Here is a 19,340-nt window from a genome sequence, read left to right on the forward strand (position 1 = left end):
CAACTTAAAACATCAACTTAAAACATCAACTTAAAACATCAACTTAAAACATCAACTTAAAACATCAACTTAAAACATCAACTTAAAACATCAACCTAAAACGGAATATGGTTCATTTAGAGGCAGGTACAAAAAAACGCTTCGTCGCCGTAAGTTTCCTTTCTCCATTCCTACTCATTGAACCGTTTAGAAACTCGGTTTTAAATGGTTTTAAAATTTTTCTGCACACTTATTTCTCTTTTGTATGCACTATTTTTATTTGGTGGTTCGCCTGCTGATAGGGCTTGTCTTTTTTGTTTTTGGTCTGAATGGTTTTTTGCTGCTCATTCCTGTTCCAGAGTTTCACCCCTTTATGAAAATTTTGGTAGAGTCCAAATTTTTATATGTGGTCAAGGGGTTAGAAATTGTCGGGGGCTTGCTTTTGCTCTCAAATCGCTATGTGGTGTTGGCTCTGACGCTGCTCGCGCCTATTGTGGTGAGTATCCTTCTTTTTCACTTGCTCATAGATACGCGCAATGTTGAAGTTTCTGTGGTGCTTTTTGTTTTATTTGGCTTTTTAATCGGAAAAAATTGGAAATCTTTTGAGCCACTCTTAAAAAAGTAAGACAGACGAAAGTTTGTCCTGCCGTTTTCCAAAAAAAATAGCTACCTTCGTCTGCCTAACGCCCTTTTCGGGCGTTTGCTTAGTACGAAGGTTTTTTTATAGGTAAAATTAAGCCTCATAAAATTAAACCCAACAAAAATCAAACTAAAATGTACGATAAAAATAATAACTTACGCGCCCTATCGCCTTTGCCGCTTTTTCTGCTCTTACTGCTAAGTGCCTTACTTTCAAGTAGTTGTAAGGCTCAAAAAGTTTCCGACATCCAAACCGTCCTGCCTGTGCCGCTGCCTAAAAGTCTGACCTTTGCAGGTGAGCCTGTGCCTTTGGACAACCCTGACGTTGCCGAGCGTTTGGAGCGCGAACTGCTGCACTACACTTATTCGCATGCCACTACCCTGCTGCTACTCAAACGCTCTGGAAGGTGGCGAAAGGGCATCGAGGAGATTTTAGAAAAAAAACAAGTGCCGAAAGACTTTTTCTATTTAGCCGTTGCGGAAAGCCACTTAGAAAACTTTGCCCAATCGGGAAAAGATGCAGTAGGCATGTGGCAATTTTTGGAAAGCACCGCCCAATCTTACGGGCTTATCGTCAATGACCACATAGACGAGCGACAAGACCCTTTTTTAGCCGCCGCCGCTGCCGCTACCTTTCTGACCGAAAGCAAAAATAAGTTGGGAAGCTGGACTTTGGCTGCCGCAGGCTACAATCGCGGTGCTTTTGGCGTAGAGCGTGCCTTGCGCATGCAAAAAGAAAAATCGTATTACGATTTGTTTTTAAATACAGAAACTGGTCGTTATATTTTTCGAATTTTAGCACTTAAAATCATTTTAGAAAATCCGAAAGATTACGGTTATTGTATAGAAAAGTACGACTATTATAGCCCTTTGGAATACGACGAAATTAGCGTTACGCAGGATTTGGAGAGTGTTCCCGATTTTGCACACGCACAAGGCATAAGCTACAATACTTTTCGCCAATACAATCCTGCTATTTCCATCAATCATAATAAGTATGATTTCAAACTACCCAAAGGCGTAAGTAGCTATACTTTTCGAATTCCGAAGAAGAAATAGCGCAAAAAACAATTTGTTCAGACGCGCGAAGCTGGAGCTTCGCGCTACGGTGGGGCGAACTTAACAGAACTGACTTTTACGGTACTGCATCAAAGCGGTGGCAGTGGCGAATCGGGTTCTTTTGCCATTGCCTTATAGACGATTTTATCCATAAAAGAGGGAAAAAGTTTGTTGAGCAAGACGGTGAGTTTCCCCTGTGTAGTTAGGATTAAAAACTTTTTACGCTTGACAACGGCTTTGTAGATATGGCTTGCACATTCTTCCGCGCTCATCATTTTTTGCTCATCGCGTGGCGATTCGGCTTGGGCAGTGCCATCTTTGGTAAGTGCCGTAACGCGAATGTTGGAAGCCGTAAAACCTGGGGCAGCCGTCAGAACATGCACGCCTTTGGGCAGCATCTCTGTTCGCAATACTTCCAAAAAACCTTGTAGGGCAAATTTCGAAGCCGAATAGCCCGCTCGCGCAGGCAGCCCCCTAAAACCTGCAATGGAGGAAACGCCCACTACCGAGCCTTTGCTTGCGATAAGATGCGGCAGGGCGTATTTGGTCGCATAGACTGCACCATAAAAATTGATGTCCATGACCTGATGCATGACTTTTAGGTCTAAATCCTCGAATAAGGCACGCATCGAAATCCCTGCATTGTTGATAAGTACATCTATTTTACCAAATTTTTTAAGCGTTTCTGATACAAGGTATTTATTATCAGATTCTTTGCTTACATCGGCTTGCAGTGCCAAAACTTCGATGCCCAACGCCTGCAAATCGGCTTTTGCCGTGTCTAAGGCTTCTTTTTTGCGCCCTGTGATGACTACTTTCGAGCCATGCTTACCAAAAACTTCGGCACAAGCCTTGCCTATGCCCGAAGTTGCGCCTGTAATGATGACAACTTTATCTTTCAAAACAAGATGAAATAAAAATAAATAAAAATAAGTAAAGCGAAAGAAAACGAAATAAGACGAATGGGAAGCACAACTTTTTAAAAACGCCCTTGCAAAGTTAGGAAAAATCCGCGTCCGTCGGCAGGAATAATGCCCGGTCCGGGATAGCCTTCGGCGCGTCGTGTGAAGTAGGATTGGTTGAAAATGTTATTGAGGCTTCCCTCTATGGTGAGCCATTTCCAAGTGTAGCTACTCGAAATGTCCCAAACTTGATAGGCTGCAATCACGCCTTCTACGGCTGTGGCGGTGCGTCTTGCGTTGGTTGCGTCTGAAAAATGTTCGCCTGTATGGGAAAATTGCAACGAATTCGACCAACTTTTGTATTTCCACGTCGTGCCTGTGCGCAACATCAGGGGCGCAACCATTTCCACTTTTTTATTGGCAATAGTAGCGTCTTGGGTATTGATATAACGCGCATCTACCAGAGAAAAATTGACAAAAAACGTCCATTTGCTATCTTTGGGCGCAGTGTTTTCTAATTTTTCTTGCGTATTTTGAGGCGAATTTTGGTTTAAGTCAGCCGATTTTTTAGGTCTTTTGCGTCTAAGTTTTAAAATATCCACTTCGGCAAAGGTTTCGAGTCCGATATTTCGCGCATCTGAAATATTGCCGCGAAAGCGGTAGTCATTGTATAGTGGTGGTTGGTCGGCTCTCAAAACTTGCCCAATTTTGTCGCGATATGCCAAATAGAAAAGCGTCGTTTCGAGCACAAAAACATCTTTAAAATTGCCCCTACAACCCAAATCAGCGGTATAGCCCTTTTCGTCTTGTATGTTGGGGTCTATCACAAAGTTGGGATTGACGATACGCAGGTCGGAAAAATTGATGGCGCGATAATTTTGCGAAAAGTTGGCGTAAAATTCTACCTGCTCTGTTTTTTTGTAGCTAAGTCCCAAACCTGCCAAAACAAAACTTCGCTTTCTATTCAAATTTTCATCTACTCTATTTTCTACAATTACATTACCTGCTGCATCAAAAACACGCTGCTTGAAATAGCCTTCCGAAAAGGTTTGAATATTTTCGAAGCGCAAACCGGGAGTTAGGCTCAATTTTGTAGAAAGATTGAATATATTTTCTACAAAAACTACACGATTTTTATTAGGAAAAAGATAATCCGAATTTTCTACGTTATTAGGATTTAAAAAAGTGAAATTTGCATCACTGCCTGCCGAACCTTCGCCTTGCCTTGCCGAAGTAGTGCCACTATAAAGGCGCGTGCCTACCAAAAAGGCGTGTGTCTGTTTGCCAATTTGATAGCGGTGCAGCAAGCGCAATTCCGTTCCTACATTCTGAAAGCCGCCCTCGATTAAGGTTCTGTTTTCGCCAAAGTCTGCTACATTGATGCGCTCCAAATTTCCCAAGGCTAACCGTTTGGCTATCAAGCCAAAAGAGCGGATATTGATTTGCGTTTGCGGCGAAAAAAGATAGCTCGCCTCCAAACCTACCAAATTCCAATCTACCAAAAACCAATTTCGCGCTCGAATAGACTGTCGGGGATTGTCGGCAAACATTCTATCCGTTAGCCCGCCTGCCTGCTGTGCCAAATAGTGCATCTTGGTTAGGTCTAATTTGAGATTGAGTTTTTCGGTAGCCTGAAAGTCAAAACTTCCATAAAAATTATAGTATTCAAATTCAGAATTTTCTCTATATCCGTTGCCTCTCTTGTACTGTGCGTAGGTGTAATAGTTGAGTTTTCCCTTTGCCACTGTGCCGCCCAAGCTATTGAAGGAATTGAAAAAGCCCCAAGAGCCAATACTTTGGCGCGAAATAAGTTCTACTTTTTTATTTTCATTGCCTCTTTTAAACCTAAAATTGACCAAACCGCCAAATTGCGTACCATACTGCAAACTTGCTGCACCGCGAATGACCTCGATGCGCTCCAAAGCCTCGATGGGCGGCGTGTAGTAGCTTTCGGGGTAGCCCAAGGCATCGGCAGAGATGTCGTATCCATTTTGGCGCACATTAAAATTAGAAGTTCGATTCGGACTCAAACCGCGTCCGCCAATGCCAAGTTGCAGCCCTGCGCCGTCGCTTTCCCAAATGTTAAGCCCTGTAACTTTTGCATAAACTTGTCGAGGATTATTGGTAGCAAAATTGCCATTTAAGTCTTCCAAAACTACCACTTCGGTTTTTTTGCCCTCATAGATGCCAAAATTTTCTATTGCCTTTAATTGTGTAATGCCAAAGGTAGCCTCGCGCTGCTCCTGAATCTCGACAGCGTCTAAATTTTGCGCCAAATCGGTGAGCGTCAGTGCAAGGGTGAGCTGCTGATTGGGAGCGGTGATTGAAAAATCGCGCTCTTGGGTAGCCTTTCCAAAAGCAAACGCCAAGAGGGTGTAATCGCCTTGTGGCAGGTCTTTAAAAAAAAAGTTGCCTTTTGTATCCGTAATTTGTTTGAAGGAAGTGTTTTTTATTAAAACCGTTGCTCCGATAAGTGGTTCATTATCAGCATCTAAGACGCTACCTTGTAGGGTTGCCCCTTTGCTTTTGGGTGCGAAGGCAGAGCGGTCGGGTGCTGCTGCCGTATTTTGCTGGCTTCGCGCTTTCTGCCCCCAAGCCAATAAAAGAAAGAGAAGATAACAACTAATTGCTATCTTTAAAAAGAAAGAATGACCAATTTGATATTTCATTTTCGAGAACCTTGCTTATCAGAAAGTATCCATTTTTTGGGTGCGAAAGAGTCTTTTATTTGGACTAAATCCAAATCGGGGTCTATAAGCAATCTGCTGGGGCGGGCGTTGAGTGTTACATAGACCTCTGCGCGAACTTTGGGCAAAGTTACACCTTTTTTTTCGTAATGCGCTTTTAAAAAATGTGCAAACTGCAAAATCATATCAGGCTGCATTGCCATCTGCTTTTCTTGATGACTATTTAAAAATTCGCTATTGACCACTTCGCCCTCGCGCCCTGTGGCACTGTCCTTTACATAAAAGGTTGCCGTTCCTGCCTTTTCCATGAGCATGACGCGCCAAGAGAAGCGATAGCCTTCTTCTGTCCAAAAAAGGTTTCCATCATAAAGCAAATAACGCCAAGGAAATAACACTTGAAAGGTAAGGTATAAAATTAGACCTAAATTGAAAATAGGGCGAAAAATGCACCCCACCCCAAACCCCTCCCCCAAAGGGAGGGGCTCTAATTTCGTATCATTCTTTTCGCATTTATGCGAAAAAAATGATTTTATTTTCGAACCCTCCCCTATGGGGGGAGGGCAGGGTGGGGGTTCAGAAATAAACTTGCCTTTAAAAAGCTGTTTTGCCTTTTTTTGCCATTTCAAATGCCAAGCGTCGGAAAAAAATATCAAAGTTGCGCCCATCATCACCAAAGGAAAAACGCCAATTTGAAACATTAGCCCTGTGAGGGTATGAAAAAAAATGACGGTAGCATAAGCCCAAAGGCGCGTTTTTTTCCAATAGAGAAAAAAGACCACCAAACAATCGTAAAGCATACCTGCCCAAGCGAAAAAATAAGCGGTATAGGTTTGTTTCAAAAAATAACCAATAAGTGGCAGTTTGTCGTTGGCAGGTAGCCAAATTTTGAGCGGCAGGGCTAAAATGAGCCAATCGTAGTTGATTTTGGCGACTCCTGCATAGATATAGACAAGGGCTACTTGAAAGCGAAAAATCCAGATTGCCCAAAAAGGCAATGTTTCCTCGCCCGTTTGTGCTTCTTTTTTTGGTTTTGGTACAAAAATCAGTAAAAAGCAAACCAAACTTACAAAATAATAATGGTTTAGATAATAAGTCAGGTCTATGAGTTCGGTGTAGGTGAAGGTCAGGAAAAGTAAAATCGCACTTAGGCGATAGGCAACGTTCCACATCAGACCCAACGCCGCCACAATCATAATCGCATAAATGGCATAGAGATAGGGCAGCGGCAGCACTTCCACCCACTCGAAACCATAGTATTTGAAGTGAAATTTTGGCTCTGCCAGATGCGTTTCTATCCAACCCAAAGCCCAAAATCGTACCGCACTAAACATCATCATTGCCCCAAAAATAAAGCGAAAGGTGATAAAGGGAGCGGCACAAAGGGGACGGTGTAGAAAATGTAGTTTCATTTGGTTGAACCGTCGCCGAGGGCGTTGCCCGTCGGCGAGGTTTTTTTATTTGAAAAATAAATTTTTGAAACCTCGTCGACGGCTGAAAGCCTCGCCGACGGTTTTTTTCAGAATTTAGATTGAAATAAAAAAGCGTTTATTTAATCGCCATCACCGCTGCTATACGTAATAGCAATTCCCAAAAGGGACGACATATCGCTTTTGAAAAAGCGCGTATGTTTTTGCAGTTCGGTATAAAGATTTTCCAAAGGCTGCTTGTTTTGATTTACCAAGACCGAAAGCGGCTCATTTTGCGGTACGGCATTGAGGGCTGCTGTAATGTTAATAAGTTGATTTTCAGTGCTTTGTACTAAATCTGTTCCGCCTTCTACCGTTTTTAGGTACTCTTCGAAGCCGATGCCATCTGTTCCATTTTTAGACTTCCCACGCCAAATATTTTCAATCGCTTGAAGGTGCATTTGCATCATTTCCAAAGATTTGCCACTGTAATAGGCTTCAAAAAGTTGGGGTTCGGTTTGCACCTGCCCTGGACGCTTTCCCATAGGCAAGCCTAATTTGAAATTTTTAACGCCTTCAAAACTTTTTACAAATTCATTGTAGAGCAAAGAGGTACTGCTGCCTGCCTCTGTGCCGTCGTTGTTGATAAATTCTTCTCTGGCACTGCCCTGCCAAGCGGTCTTGACTGTGGAAACCTGCACATTTATATTTTCTACCAAATCCAACAAATATTGGCGGCGCACCGAATTTTCAAAACTTTGCAAAAGGCGCGTTTGACTGCCTTCCTGTCCAAAATTTTCGCCAAAAACCAAATATTCTACTGCCAAAAAGCCACGTGCATCTCTATTAAAATCCGAAAGATTGTAAGCTCCCGAAGCCACTGCCGCCTCTATTTTCGTTTTGCTGACAGGAAAAGTACCAATTTCTTCTAACAAACTCTTTTTTAGCCCTGCCTCGCCTGCTGCGCCAAAATTGTAGGCGTTGGCATACTGCCAATTTTGGTAGGCACTCACCCAAGCGTTTTGTACGGCACTTAGGCTGCCTGCATCAGGATTTTCTACGAAAGCCGTCGTTTGGCTTTTCAAAGTGCGAAGGCTATTTTCTAAATCGGTGTAGGCAGGCAAAATGAGATTGTCTGCCACGTTTTCGAGCATCTTTTTGCGGTCGAAAGCCGCCTTTTTTTCACCTTGTTCGCCCTCACAAGCCACAAGGAAAAAGGCAAGGGCAAGCAAATGGAAAAGCGTGTATTTTTTTTGTAGCATAAAAAGGATATGAAATAAGTGAAAGATTTTGAAACTGAAACCGTCGCCGAGGGCGTTGCCCGTCGGCGAGGTTTTTTGTTTTTTTTCAATAAGGTAGGGACAAGGCAAGCCTTGTCCGAATTTAGATTGAAAGGGGTTTTTTGTTTGAAAAACAAGTTTTTTGAAGCCTCGCCGACGGTTTTTTTGGACTAACGCCCTTGTTCGCTGACCCAATTTTTCTTGAAATCTTCGATGTCTTGATTGCTAAAAGCATAAATGGCTTTCAATCTATCGATAGCTTGCTGAATTTTGGGAAGTTCATTGACAGGGTCGGTTGCGAATTTGTATGAAGTTGGCACTTGACCCGAAGGGGCATTGAAAAGAGCTAAAATTTCATCAATTTGGGCATCTGTGATGATTCTGTGCGCCTGTGGAATTGTTTTCCAACCGTGAAGGAAGCCAACGCCTTCGCTATAAGCGTGCAAAGCGGCTGCGATGTCGTTTTCAGAAGGGTTTGTCGCGCTCAATCTTGACAAGGTAGCATGGCAATAGTTGATGATAGTGGCGGCGTTTGCTTTTTCCCAAGTCGTTTTAAGGGCATTTAAAGCCTCCGTCTGTTCGGTTTTGTAATCATTTCCTGCCTTTACTGCGGCTTGCAATTTGATAGCGTTGTTTTTGAACTGCGAATATAAACCATTTCCGTCATTTTTATCGCGACGCGCGGCATAACCTGCCATTACGCCATCAGGCTGCTCTACATTGCTGCTGTTGCTATTGGGGAAAGTGGGGTTTGCACCAAAAAGAGCCACGATTTTATCTATATCGGCAGGCGTTAGGGTTGCTGCTTCAAAAGTCTTGGTTGCTTGGAAATAGAGAGCTGCACCGAAAAGTCCTTTTTCTACCAACTGCTCCATTTCGATGCCGTTTTCGTCAAAAAGATAGCCGCCCATCGTGCCACCTTCACCCATAGGTGCGCCTAAGGTGTAAGTTCCGCCACTTGCTTTTGCTAATTCTGCCAAATAGCCATTTGAACCTGAAATCAAAGCTGCATAATACGAAGTTGAACTTGTATTTAAAGCAGGGCTGCCTGTTGTGAAAAGCGTATTTAAGGCACTGACATCTACGCTTGTGCCGTTGGTGCGCCCTTTTTTCATTTCGTCTGTTAGTTTGGTCAGATTGCCTTTTAAGGCTTGCTCGGCTGCGGTATTGGCTGCGAAGGCTGCGCCGTCATAGCTATTTGGAATTTGCAGAGCTGGTTTTTCGTCTTCTTTGTCGTCTTTACAAGAAGTGAAAACAAGGCTTAGAACCGCCAAAAGAAGCAAATTTTGAAAAAGCAAGTTGCGAAATTTGAATGTCATTTGAGATGTAATTTGATGAAGTATAATGATGAAATACGGTAAAATTTGAAAAGCTGTGTTTTTGAGTTTTGCTGGCAGGTAGGCGAAGTTTTACTATCGCTGCCCTGCACATGACGGCACAAAGATATAGCAAAGATTTTATTTAGACCAACTCTAAATAAGATTTTTTTGAAGTGCCGCCTTAAAATTTCATAAAAAAGCCCTCAAAAGCCATTAGAATAGCCTTTGAGGGAAAAAATAGGAGGAAAATAGGGAAAAGACGTTGAGAAAATAGAGGAAAGATAAGGCACAAAGTAGCCCACTTAGTCGCGAATTTCCTCCTTCAAGTTCATGCCCTTGGGATATTTAAGCGTGTAACCAAATTTGAGTTTTTTGCTTTCACCGCCACTCAATTTGAGTTTCCACACCACACGCCCCGTCTGTGCGTCGTAGCTTGCGCCATCTAATTGGTCGGTTTCTACTGTAATGCGGCTATCCATAGAAAGCGGAATGTAGTCTTCTACTTCTACTTCGATGGTTTCGCTTCTATTATTTTTCAAACTAATTTCAAAACCTTTGCTTTCACGCACTTGCGTACCTACAAATTTGCGCTTGTTGTAATCCTTCAAGGCTTTTCTTTCTATTAGCAGGCGCGTATCGCGTCCCATAGAAAGCAGCAGCGAATCGCTTGCTTCGGAGGTTTCTATTTCTGTTTCACCTACAAAGCCATTTTCAAAATAAATATTTGCTTTTCCTGATACCAAATTGTACTGCCGCCAATCGGTTACATAAGCGACTAAGAAAGCAGCATTTTCTGCCGCAGGAACGGCTGCATAGACAAAGGAAGCGGGCAATTCACTGTTCTGCACTTCCACTACTTTGACTCTGCCGTCGGAAGGAATCGTATAAGGCAATTTGATTTCAAAGGTAGTGGCAAAGGGCGTTTCTTTGCTGGTGGTATAATCGGCGGCTGTTTCGCTGCTTCCCCAGTCGTCCTCACCAGCTAAATCGTCTGCACCAAAACCCATCGCGACTTCTGCCTCTGTGAGGCTTGGAGAAGAGGCTTCGGCTTGCTTTGCCAAACGTTGTTTGCTTTGTTTTTGGTGGCTATAAAGGGTGAGCCAACGGGTAGGATTTTCGGGTTTTGTTGCGCCCAAAGTAGGGTTTATGGTAGAAATATAAAGTTTTACTTTTTCCCAATCTACGCCTGTTTGCTGCGCTACTTGCGCTTTGTAAGCAAGCTCGATGGGTTTGCCAATGGCAGAGGCGCGTAAATCATAAAGCGGAATCCAAACTGCCCCATCGACTAAGTATTTGAGTCTGAACTCGGCTTTTTGTTCCATTTTAGACTCTATTTCTACCACTACTTCGCCTACGGGCAGTTTTCTTTGTGTCGAGATGCTATTCATTTGCGTTTGTAGGCGCGAAATATTCTGACTTAGCTCCTGTTCTTCGGTCGTTAGCTCGCGCAAACGGGCTTTGGTTTGTAGCAGTTGGCGGCGCATAAAATCTGCCATCTCTTTGAGCTGTGTAGCGGTCAGGGTTTGGTTTGTCCCTGAAATTTGCTGATTCTTGACCATCATTTCTACTTCTTTTTGCAAGACATCTTTTTCGTCTTTCTGTTCGTTTAGTTTTTCTTTGTAAAAGCGAACCGAATCTTGCAATTTCTGAAATTCCTTAGACGCATTTTTTTGCTCTAAATAATTGACTTGCGGCTTGACGGAAAGGATTGTAAAATCGCCTTTTCCCGCTATCTGCACGCTTTCTTTGACGTAATGCGGCGAAATACCCCTAAAAATGAGTTGGTTTTCGCCTTTTTTGAGAATCGTTTGTTCTTGGTGGAAAAGTTCGGCTTGGGAAAGGAAAACGGTTACTTCTTTTACTTTGGTAGGAATGACATTTTCTTGTGCTTGGGCAAAAATAGAGAATTGACAGACAAGAAAAAAGCAAAGAAGAGGGCGCAAAAGGTGGTTTCTATTCATAAAAATCTTTTTTAGAAAAAGGTGAGCAATTTGAAGAAAGAGGCGTGCAGCCAAAAACTACACTTTCTTTCAAGATGCGCATATTTGGTAAATTTCACAATGCTACCAAAGATTTTTTTCTTTTTTTTTCTGAAAAGGCGCGTAAAAAAGTAAAAGGGCAAAAAAGCAAATTTTATTTGGTGAAAAAAAAGGGCGTTGAAAAAAATAAAAATTTGTCCCTTTGCTTTGCAAAGACTGTTTTTTTTGCTAACTTTTGCGTTGTTTTGCAGGCTTTTTGGCAGGCTTATGCTGCCTGCGTTTTTTCACCAAAACCACCTCTTAATGTCGCTCTTGCATGATTCACCCCCACACCGAATTGCGTTTTATCAGTGCCGAAATTGGTTACGGCGTTTTTGCCAAAACCTTTATCCCTAAAGGCACGATTGTCTATGTTAAAGATAGCTTAGAAATTGAAGTTACCCCCAAAAAGTACGATAAATTAGATGCCTACGCCAGAGAAGTGGTAGATAAATATTCCTATCGCGACGAGCGAGGCTATCGCATCATTAGTTGGGATTTCGCCAAATATGTGAATCACTCCTGCCACCACAATACCATCAGCACAGGCTACGGCTTCGAAATCGCTACGCGCGACATCTTGCCCGACGAAGAAGTTACCGACGAATACGCCATCTTCAATTTAGAGCAGCATTTTAGCTGTGGCTGCGGCTCTGCCCACTGTCGCGGACAAATTAAGCCTACCGATTTCGACCTATACTATCCCACTTGGGACAAAGAAATTCAAGAGGCGTTGCGTTTTTTTGCCGAAGTTCCGCAGCCCTTAGCCATTTATATCGAAGCCAAATTACAACAAAAACTCCAATTCTACCTCGAAACAGGGCGCGAATACCGTTCTGTACGCGCCTTGCAATACAAAAAAATGTCTATTTCTTCTTAATTTTTTGTAGGGATAGGAAGAGTCCTATCCCTATTTTTTTGAAATTAAATTCTAAAAAGAACGTTTTTTAAAAGACTAAGGTTCGCGAAAGGAATTTTAACCAGTGCTTATTCTTTCTTTTTTGGAAAAAAAGTAGCGATTGTAACGATATAAAAAGGCAGCACGCCACCCGAAAGAAATTGCACTTTTAGGGCATTTTGGTAGTAATATTCTTCTTCTGTTAGTTTTCTAATAAAATTGCCGCGATATTCCAAAACGTATTCGCCATTTTTTAGGGAAGCGGTGCCTTGTTCGGAATGGGTAGCGAAGCGCAAAAAATTGAGCGTAGGGTAGAAAAAAAACACAAAAACGGCAATTTTGAGCCATAGAGGAATATTTCCAAGAATGAGCCTCAACAGTTGGAAGGGAGAAGATGTTTTCGTGCTTGATTTTGCTGCTTCGGCTTGTTGTCTTTTGCGAAGTTCTAAAATGGTTAGTAGCCAAAGTGGAAAAATAGGAAGACCAAATAGGAGGTAAGGCAGGCTTATATCGCCAATTTGAGGCACAAAAAAAGTGGAAATATGAAAGCCAAGTGCTACCATACCAAAAAAGGTAGCAAGAAAAAAGACTATTTTGTTTTTTTTCATAAATATTGTTTTTTTGTACTAAAAAGTTGAATCGCTTTTTTTAAGCCAAAACAAAAGCGGTGCAGAAAATCCTACCCAACAAGATAAAAAAAAGAGGATAAAAAAATTGAACCCGACAACAAAAAAGCCTATCTGACCGAAAAAAAAGGCTTGGCTTGCCTTTTGCCTCTCGACAAGGGGCTTTGCCTTTGTTACTTTGGTTTTTTTTCTTACTTTTACCCTAATTTTGTGGCTTGTCCTATAAAATGCCGTTGCCTTGGCGACGTTATTGTTATGATTCCCTTTTCAAACCGCTTTTCTGGTTCTGTTCTTCTCTTTTTCACACCTACACATGAACGCAAAACCTAACTTTTCCCTTCTTTCCCTCGCTTTCTGCCTCTTTTTCCTGCCTTTGAGCCTTTCGGCGCAACTTTCCAAACAAGACAAAAAACGTTGGGACGACCGCAAGAAAAAAATGAGTACCGAAGTTTTTAAAGAAACCGTAGAAGGCTATGAAGCCTCGAAAGCCGAAATAGAGAGCCTACGCCGCCAAGTGCAGTCTTTGGCACAATCGAATGCACAGAGGCAGGTTACGATAGATAGCTTAAATGGCTTGCAAAAGGAGCAGGTCGCCTCGAATCCTTCTTTGGGGGGGCAAGACGATTACAGCAAGGGCGTAATTTTCAGAGTCCAGATTGGGGCTTTTCGCAATAAAGACCTCATGAAATACGTCAATAACAAGCGTTTCCATGCCGAAGAAGACGCAGACGGAGTCAAGAAATACACGATTGCCACCTTTCGCGACTATTGGGAAGCCGACCTTTTCAAGAAATATTTGCGCGAAATGGGCGTAAATGACGCTTGGATTGTATCCTACAAAGACGGAGAGCGTGCCGACATCAAAAATGTACTCTCACAAGAGGACATCGAAGCCGTAGAAAAAGCCGAAAAAGGCGGTAGTGCTGCCACACAGAGCAGCGGCGAGGACTGGTAGGACGGCATTATTTAGCCATAAGGTTAATTTCTAAAAATTATAGCCGAACCTATCAGGTATAAAAATTATCATTCTTACAATCATTCAAATCGCCCCCAAATCGCCCTCGAAAGCTACACTTCATAGGTAAGTGTCGTTTTTTTCGAGGGTTCAAAAGACTATGATAGCCGAATTTCAACGCCTTATAGGAGCAGAGTTTGTCCTGACCGACGACGAGGCGCGTTTCCGATATAGCAAAGACCATACGGAAGACTATTCTTTTTTGCCCGATGTGGTCTTGAAGCCTGCCAATACCGAGCAGGTGAGCCAAATTCTTCGTTTTTGCAATGCCCATCATATACCCGTTACGCCACGTGGCGGAGGCACAAGCCTAAGCGGAGGCGCGTTGCCTGTGCGAAAGGGGGTTGTGCTTTCTATGGAACGCTTCAACCGTATTCTCGATATCGATACGCTTAATTTGCAAGCTACCGTAGAAACAGGCGTAATTACGGAGGTTTTTCAGGAAGCAGTCAAAGAAAAGGGACTTTTCTACCCTCCTGACCCTGCCAGCAAGGGCAGCTGTTTTATTGGGGGCAATGTCGCCCACAATTCAGGGGGACCTAAGGCGGTAAAATACGGCGTTACGCGCGACTACATTCTCAATATGGAGGTTGTCTTGCCCACAGGCGAAATTATATGGACGGGCGCAAACGTCTTGAAAAACTCGACAGGTTACAACCTGACCCAACTCATAGCAGGTAGCGAAGGCACTTTGGGAGTCATTACCAAAATTGTCTTCAAATTGCGCCCACTTCCTACGCGAAGTATGGTCTTGTTGGCTTCTTTCAAAAGCAACGAAGAAGCCATGCGAGCTATTTCTGCTATTTATTTGGCAGGCATCACGCCTTCGGGCATGGAATTTATGGAGCGCGAAGCCATCGAGCGCACCACTGACTACCTGCAAAGGCATCTGCACCAGAAAGTTTCTGTTCCTTTAAAAGAAGAAACCGCTGCCCAACTGATTATCGAATTAGATGGGAACGATGATGAAATAATTTTGAAAGACGCTGAAAGAATTGTATCTGTCCTCGATACCTTTGGAATAGAAGACGTTTTTTATGCCAATAGCCAAACCGAAAAAGACGAACTTTGGAAGGTGCGCCGCCACATTTCACCTGCCGTCAATGCCTATTCGCTTACGAAGGCGGAAGATGTAGTCGTGCCGCGTGGCAATTTGCCCGCACTCATTACGGCAATTAAAAACATTGGGCAGGCTTATGGCTTTCGGTCGGTCTGTTATGGGCATGCAGGTGATGGCAATTTGCACGTCAATGTGATGAAAGAAAATATCCCCGACGCGCTTTGGAACAGCAAAATAAATGAGGGGATAGGCGAAATTTTTAAAGAAGTGGTGCGTTTGGGCGGTATGCTCTCTGGCGAGCATGGTATCGGAATTGCCAAAAAACCGTACATGCCCTTAGCCGTAGGGCAGACCAATCTCAACCTGATGCGAGCCATCAAAGCCGCCTTCGACCCCAATGGTATCCTCAATCCTGATAAAATTTTCTAATCAAAACTTCACCCCTGCCCTTTTCCCAGTAATGTTAAGTTCTGCAAAAAGCCTTGTTTTGTCAAATTTGATACGAAATAAAATTTGGTCATAACCCTATTTTTGGGTATTAAAATCTTGTTTTATTTCAATCTCACTGCGGACAAGGCACTGCCTTGTCCCTACATTTGAGTCTGTTTTTTTTAGAATTTAACATCACTGCCCTCTCCCCTTATAGCAAGGGTTCGATAACAAACTCAATTTTTCACCAAATCTTATTCGCATTGAAGCCAAACACTCGAAAACTACTGCGCTTGCTTCTGTTCGGATTTTTGTCTAATCCGCTCTTTTATTCCTGCCAATTTGTAACTTCGCTTTTTAGTCCTACCCAAGAAAACACCCAAACGGGAACGGTTATCAAGACAGAAAAAGGAATTGCGTCCTATTATGCTGATAAATACGAGGGCAAACCCACTGCCAGCGGCGAACCCTATCGCAAAAATCAACTAACGGGAGCGCATCGAACCTTGCCTTTTGGTACAAAAGTGCGCGTTACGAATCTCAAAAATCAGAAAGCAGTGGTAGTGCGCATCAACGACCGAGGACCCTTTGTGAAAGGGCGCATCATAGACGTTTCGCGTCAGGCAGCCGAGCAGTTGGATTTTATTCGGGCAGGGCTTGTGGAAGTAAAAATAGAAGTTTTGAAGTGATTGTATAAAAAGTAGGGTTTCAAAGAAAAAATCAAAATCAGATGTCCCAGATTTCTTCTCAAATACAAATTGCCGCGCTGATTCAGTCCAGCATTGATGCCAAAAAGAGCCTGCTCGAAGGTTCGTATTTGGCACAAATCGAGCGCGTCGTGGGGCTTTGGGTAGCGGCTTACCAAAAAGACCACAAAATTTTATTCTGTGGCAATGGCGGTTCGGCAGCCGATGCCCAGCATATTGCCGCCGAACTTTCGGGCAGGTTTTATACCGACCGTCCGCCCCTTTATGCCGAAGCCCTGCACGTGAATACTTCCTACCTAACGGCAGTGGGCAACGATTATGGCTACGATTTTATCTTCGAGCGCATGACGGAAGCGGCAGGCAGAAAAGGCGATATTTTGGTAGCCCTTTCTACTTCGGGCAATTCGCCCAACGTGTTGAAGGCGGTAGAGAAGGCAAATCAAATCGGCATGACGACAATCGGCATGACGGGCAGCAAGGGCGGCAAGCTCAAAATGCTCTGTCAGGAGTGCTTTTGTGTTCCTTCCGACGATACGCCACGCATACAGGAGATGCACCTCTTGATAGGGCATATCCTTTGCCAGTTGGTAGAAAACGCGCTTTTTGGAAAATAACCGCGCTGTTTTTTGTTTTTTTAAGTCAAAATCCAAACAAACCTGTGAATAAACTTTGGCGAAGTATAAAAATTTGCCTAAGTTTGGAAAAAATCATTTTTTTACCCAACCCCCTATCTCTGTGAATATCTCGAAAGAATTAAAAGTAGGTATCCTTTCTGCCGCCGCTTTGGTGATGTTGTATTTGGGCTTTAATTTCCTCAAAGGCAGCGATTTCTTTTCAAGTGATGCCACTTACTACGTTGTGTATCAAGACATTGACGGACTTACGGTTTCGAATCAGGTGCTTATCAATGGTTATGCCGTTGGGCGTGTCAATAAAGTTACGCTCCTGCCCAGCACCAAAAATCATCTGTTGGTAGAATTGCATATTCGCAAAGACATTCCGATTGGAAAAGGGACGAAGGCAATTTTGGCAGATGGCGGGCTTTTAGGGGGCAAAATGATTGAATTAGAACTGATTTCGAGAGAGCCTTTTTTAGAAAATAACGATACACTGCTTTCCGAAACCAAAGAAGGGCTGCCCAGTATGATGGCAAAAAAAGCGCAACCGTTAATAGAGAGCGTAGATTCTACACTTTACTTGGTTAATAAACTATTGAAGGAATTAGAAGGTATCGGCACAGATTCAAAGCTCATGGTGCAGAACATCAACGGCACAGTGGGCAATTTTAACGGCGTTCTGACCGAAAATCGCCAAAATTTGAAGCAACTTTCGCAAAACTTAAACGAACTTTCGCTATCTTTAAAACAAACTTCAAAAGGCATAGAACCTTTGGTCGGCAAATTCAATAACCTTGCTGATTCGCTCAACGCCGTAGAGTTTAAAGCCCTCAACGACAAGACCCAAAATCTGCTCGCCGAACTTGAAAAAACTACAAAGGCTATCAATAAAGCCGAAGGCTCGATGGGCTTGCTCATTCACAACGATTCACTTTATCGCAACCTAAACGCGACGATGGAAGATTTGGATAGCTTGTTTATAGATTTGAAACAAAATCCGAAACGCTATGTTCATTTTTCGCTTTTTGGTAGAAAAGATAAATCCGACAAAAACAAGAAGTAACCATTTTGGGCGGCTTTTTTCACTTTTATTTCCTCTGCTATGCTTACCTACAACGAATTAGCGACCCTTTTAGAAGATGCCCAATTAGAGGCAGAACTTGAGGCTTTGAAGGCTGCGGCAAGTAAAGATTTGCCTCTTTTGCAGGATTTGGGGCAGCTCGAATTTGCCGTTTTGGTCTTGCTCACTCCTGCCGTCGGGATTGCTTTGGCGCAGGGCAATATTTCGCTTTTCGAGGAATTGAGCTTGCAGCGCAAAATTAAGCGGCTTTTACACAACCAAGTAGAGGAAATGTATAAGGTTTTGAAAAGTAGCCTGCCTTTTTTTGCACAATACCAAGACGATTATTACGGTTTTATCGGAAAACTAACTTTTAGCACTTTCCATAAAAATCCACTCTTTTTGGAAGGCTTGCAAAAGCAGGCACTTACCCATTCGCTTGCGCTCAATTTGCTCCACGCGCCTTGGATTTTGGTCAAATTGCTCTCTTTTCTTTTTTTGGAAGAAGATGAGCAGCTCTCTGCACCGCCCACTTTTTCGGCGGCAGAATTTGAAAAAATTATAGAAATTGGTCGTAAAACGGGTATTTCCAAATTGCCCCTTTTCGAGCAGTTTTGTCAGCAGATTACGGTAAAATAGGGCAATCCTACAAACTTAAAACTCAATATTTCCCAAGTCAAAAAATCAATTTCATGAAGCGTGCTGCCATTCATAGCCGTTCTTTCGAGGAGCATAAATTGCCCTTTATCCAACAAGTTTTTTTCGAGTTGGAAAAAAGAGGGATTCCTGTTATCGTGTCGCATTATTTTGAAGAATATTTAGACCAAATCCATTACTATCCCCAATACGAGGACATTTTCGATTCGCCCGACGATTTAAAAGAAGGCGATGTCGTTTTTAGCATAGGCGGCGATGGCACACTCTTGGAAGCCATTACGCTCATTCAGGAGAAAGAAACGCCGATTTTGGGTATCAATATGGGGCGTTTGGGCTTTTTGGCAACTACGGCGCGTGAAAAGATTACCGAAGCGATAGAAACCGTCATTTCTGGAAATTATCAAATAGATTCGCGCTCTTTGCTTCACTTTGAAGCCGACGAAGATATTTTTGAGGGGCAAAATTTAGCCATGAACGAACTTGCTATTCTCAAACGCGACAGTGCTTCTATGATTATTGTGCATACCTACATCGATGGCGAATACCTCAACTCTTATTGGGCTGATGGGCTGATTGTTTCTACGCCTACGGGTTCGACGGGCTATTCGCTTAGTGTAGGCGGTCCTATTGTGTTGCCACAGTCTAATAATTTTATCATTGCGCCTGTGAGTCCGCACAATTTAAACGTGCGTCCGCTCATTGTACCTGATACCAGCGTGATTTCTTTTGAGATTGAGGGCAGAAGCAAAAACTTTTTGGTGTCCTTAGATTCGCGCTCGCGAAAAGTGGAGGCAAATACACAAATGGCAATTCGCAAGTGCCACTATGAAGCCAAACTAATTCAATTAGGCGACAATAATTTTCTCAAAACGCTGCGCTCGAAATTGAATTGGGGCATGGATATTCGCAATATTCAGACCCGCTATTGATAAAAATGATAAAAGGGTGTTGTTGCAACGATAAAGTTTTAAATGCACCTCAT

General features: G+C 43.0%; 17 protein-coding genes. 10 read left to right on the top strand and 7 right to left on the bottom strand.

All coding sequences use genetic code 11. The features are described from left to right. The first annotated feature begins 244 nt into the window (after window positions 1-244). Window positions 245-604 carry a hypothetical protein gene (locus G500_RS0103515; protein WP_027001583.1) on the top strand — a complete coding sequence of 120 codons (360 nt, stop codon included), beginning with the start codon at window positions 245-247 and terminating at the stop codon, window positions 602-604. Window positions 605-753: 149 nt separating this feature from the next. After that, the gene (locus G500_RS22175; protein ID WP_051203253.1) at window positions 754-1,677 is read left to right on the top strand and encodes a lytic transglycosylase domain-containing protein; all 924 of its coding nucleotides are present in this window, start codon (window positions 754-756) and stop codon (window positions 1,675-1,677) included. 89 nt (window positions 1,678-1,766) lie between these two features. Here G500_RS22175 and G500_RS0103525 read toward each other — a convergent pair whose 3' ends face one another. From G500_RS0103525 to G500_RS0103550, 6 genes are all read right to left on the bottom strand, one after another. Next, window positions 1,767-2,579: an SDR family oxidoreductase gene (locus G500_RS0103525; protein ID WP_027001584.1), complete on the bottom strand. Its 813-nt coding sequence runs from the start codon at window positions 2,577-2,579 to the stop codon at window positions 1,767-1,769. Window positions 2,580-2,656: 77 nt separating this feature from the next. Further along, entirely contained in the window at window positions 2,657-5,248 is a 2,592-nt protein-coding gene (locus tag G500_RS22180) for a TonB-dependent receptor (protein WP_051203254.1), read from the bottom strand. Continuing rightward, entirely contained in the window at window positions 5,245-6,675 is a 1,431-nt protein-coding gene (locus tag G500_RS0103535; RefSeq protein WP_027001585.1) for an HTTM domain-containing protein, read from the bottom strand. The genes G500_RS22180 and G500_RS0103535 overlap by 4 nt, the downstream gene beginning before the upstream one ends. Window positions 6,676-6,815: 140 nt before the next feature. Continuing rightward, window positions 6,816-7,934 carry an imelysin family protein gene (locus G500_RS0103540; RefSeq protein ID WP_154656995.1) on the bottom strand — a complete coding sequence of 373 codons (1,119 nt, stop codon included), beginning with the start codon at window positions 7,932-7,934 and terminating at the stop codon, window positions 6,816-6,818. Between the two features lie 188 nt (window positions 7,935-8,122). Further along, a complete protein-coding gene (locus G500_RS0103545) occupies window positions 8,123-9,271 on the bottom strand; it encodes a hypothetical protein (RefSeq protein WP_027001587.1) in 1,149 nt (382 codons plus the stop codon). A 302-nt stretch (window positions 9,272-9,573) separates the two neighbouring features. Further along, entirely contained in the window at window positions 9,574-11,232 is a 1,659-nt protein-coding gene (locus tag G500_RS0103550) for a DUF4139 domain-containing protein (RefSeq protein WP_154656996.1), read from the bottom strand. A 334-nt stretch (window positions 11,233-11,566) separates the two neighbouring features. Here G500_RS0103550 and G500_RS0103560 point away from each other — a divergent pair, with 334 nt between their 5' ends. Then, complete coding sequence (locus G500_RS0103560; protein ID WP_027001590.1) at window positions 11,567-12,169, top strand: SET domain-containing protein; 603 nt, start codon at window positions 11,567-11,569, stop codon at window positions 12,167-12,169. A gap of 107 nt (window positions 12,170-12,276) precedes the next feature. Here the strand turns inward: G500_RS0103560 and G500_RS0103565 are convergent, their stop codons facing one another. Beyond that, window positions 12,277-12,795, bottom strand: a complete 519-nt coding sequence (locus G500_RS0103565; protein ID WP_027001591.1) for a hypothetical protein — start codon at window positions 12,793-12,795, stop codon at window positions 12,277-12,279. A 331-nt stretch (window positions 12,796-13,126) separates the two neighbouring features. On the opposite strand from G500_RS0103565, the gene G500_RS22185 reads away from it, so the two are divergent. From G500_RS22185 to G500_RS0103605, 7 genes are all read left to right on the top strand, one after another. After that, a complete protein-coding gene (locus G500_RS22185; protein WP_051203255.1) occupies window positions 13,127-13,768 on the top strand; it encodes a hypothetical protein in 642 nt (213 codons plus the stop codon). A 160-nt stretch (window positions 13,769-13,928) separates the two neighbouring features. After that, window positions 13,929-15,317: an FAD-binding oxidoreductase gene (locus tag G500_RS0103580; RefSeq protein ID WP_035756218.1), complete on the top strand. Its 1,389-nt coding sequence runs from the start codon at window positions 13,929-13,931 to the stop codon at window positions 15,315-15,317. Between the two features lie 263 nt (window positions 15,318-15,580). Then, window positions 15,581-16,006: a septal ring lytic transglycosylase RlpA family protein gene (locus tag G500_RS0103585; RefSeq protein WP_035756220.1), complete on the top strand. Its 426-nt coding sequence runs from the start codon at window positions 15,581-15,583 to the stop codon at window positions 16,004-16,006. A gap of 41 nt (window positions 16,007-16,047) precedes the next feature. Continuing rightward, a complete protein-coding gene (locus G500_RS0103590; RefSeq protein WP_027001595.1) occupies window positions 16,048-16,638 on the top strand; it encodes a D-sedoheptulose-7-phosphate isomerase in 591 nt (196 codons plus the stop codon). 121 nt (window positions 16,639-16,759) lie between these two features. Then, window positions 16,760-17,704, top strand: coding sequence for an MlaD family protein (locus tag G500_RS0103595; RefSeq protein ID WP_027001596.1), 945 nt, complete (start codon window positions 16,760-16,762; stop codon window positions 17,702-17,704). A gap of 39 nt (window positions 17,705-17,743) precedes the next feature. Continuing rightward, window positions 17,744-18,340 carry a hypothetical protein gene (locus G500_RS0103600; protein ID WP_027001597.1) on the top strand — a complete coding sequence of 199 codons (597 nt, stop codon included), beginning with the start codon at window positions 17,744-17,746 and terminating at the stop codon, window positions 18,338-18,340. Next, window positions 18,316-19,287, top strand: a complete 972-nt coding sequence (locus G500_RS0103605) for an NAD kinase (protein ID WP_425402036.1) — start codon at window positions 18,316-18,318, stop codon at window positions 19,285-19,287. Before G500_RS0103600 ends, G500_RS0103605 begins: the two co-directional genes overlap by 25 nt. Window positions 19,288-19,340 lie beyond the last annotated feature (53 nt).

It is taken from the genome of Hugenholtzia roseola DSM 9546 (assembly GCF_000422585.1).
GTDB classification, from domain to species: domain Bacteria; phylum Bacteroidota; class Bacteroidia; order Cytophagales; family Bernardetiaceae; genus Hugenholtzia; species Hugenholtzia roseola.

Coding starts and splice junctions, on each gene's coding strand:
- G500_RS0103515 (WP_027001583.1), top strand. CDS start 245: ATGCACTATTTTTATTTGGTGGTTCGCCTGCTGATAGGGCTTGTCTTT.
- G500_RS22175 (WP_051203253.1), top strand. CDS start 754: ATGTACGATAAAAATAATAACTTACGCGCCCTATCGCCTTTGCCGCTT.
- G500_RS22180 (WP_051203254.1), bottom strand. CDS start 5,248: ATGAAATATCAAATTGGTCATTCTTTCTTTTTAAAGATAGCAATTAGT.
- G500_RS0103535 (WP_027001585.1), bottom strand. CDS start 6,675: ATGAAACTACATTTTCTACACCGTCCCCTTTGTGCCGCTCCCTTTATC.
- G500_RS0103540 (WP_154656995.1), bottom strand. CDS start 7,934: ATGCTACAAAAAAAATACACGCTTTTCCATTTGCTTGCCCTTGCCTTT.
- G500_RS0103545 (WP_027001587.1), bottom strand. CDS start 9,271: ATGACATTCAAATTTCGCAACTTGCTTTTTCAAAATTTGCTTCTTTTG.
- G500_RS0103550 (WP_154656996.1), bottom strand. CDS start 11,232: ATGAATAGAAACCACCTTTTGCGCCCTCTTCTTTGCTTTTTTCTTGTC.
- G500_RS0103560 (WP_027001590.1), top strand. CDS start 11,567: ATGATTCACCCCCACACCGAATTGCGTTTTATCAGTGCCGAAATTGGT.
- G500_RS0103565 (WP_027001591.1), bottom strand. CDS start 12,795: ATGAAAAAAAACAAAATAGTCTTTTTTCTTGCTACCTTTTTTGGTATG.
- G500_RS22185 (WP_051203255.1), top strand. CDS start 13,127: ATGAACGCAAAACCTAACTTTTCCCTTCTTTCCCTCGCTTTCTGCCTC.
- G500_RS0103580 (WP_035756218.1), top strand. CDS start 13,929: ATGATAGCCGAATTTCAACGCCTTATAGGAGCAGAGTTTGTCCTGACC.
- G500_RS0103590 (WP_027001595.1), top strand. CDS start 16,048: ATGTCCCAGATTTCTTCTCAAATACAAATTGCCGCGCTGATTCAGTCC.
- G500_RS0103600 (WP_027001597.1), top strand. CDS start 17,744: ATGCTTACCTACAACGAATTAGCGACCCTTTTAGAAGATGCCCAATTA.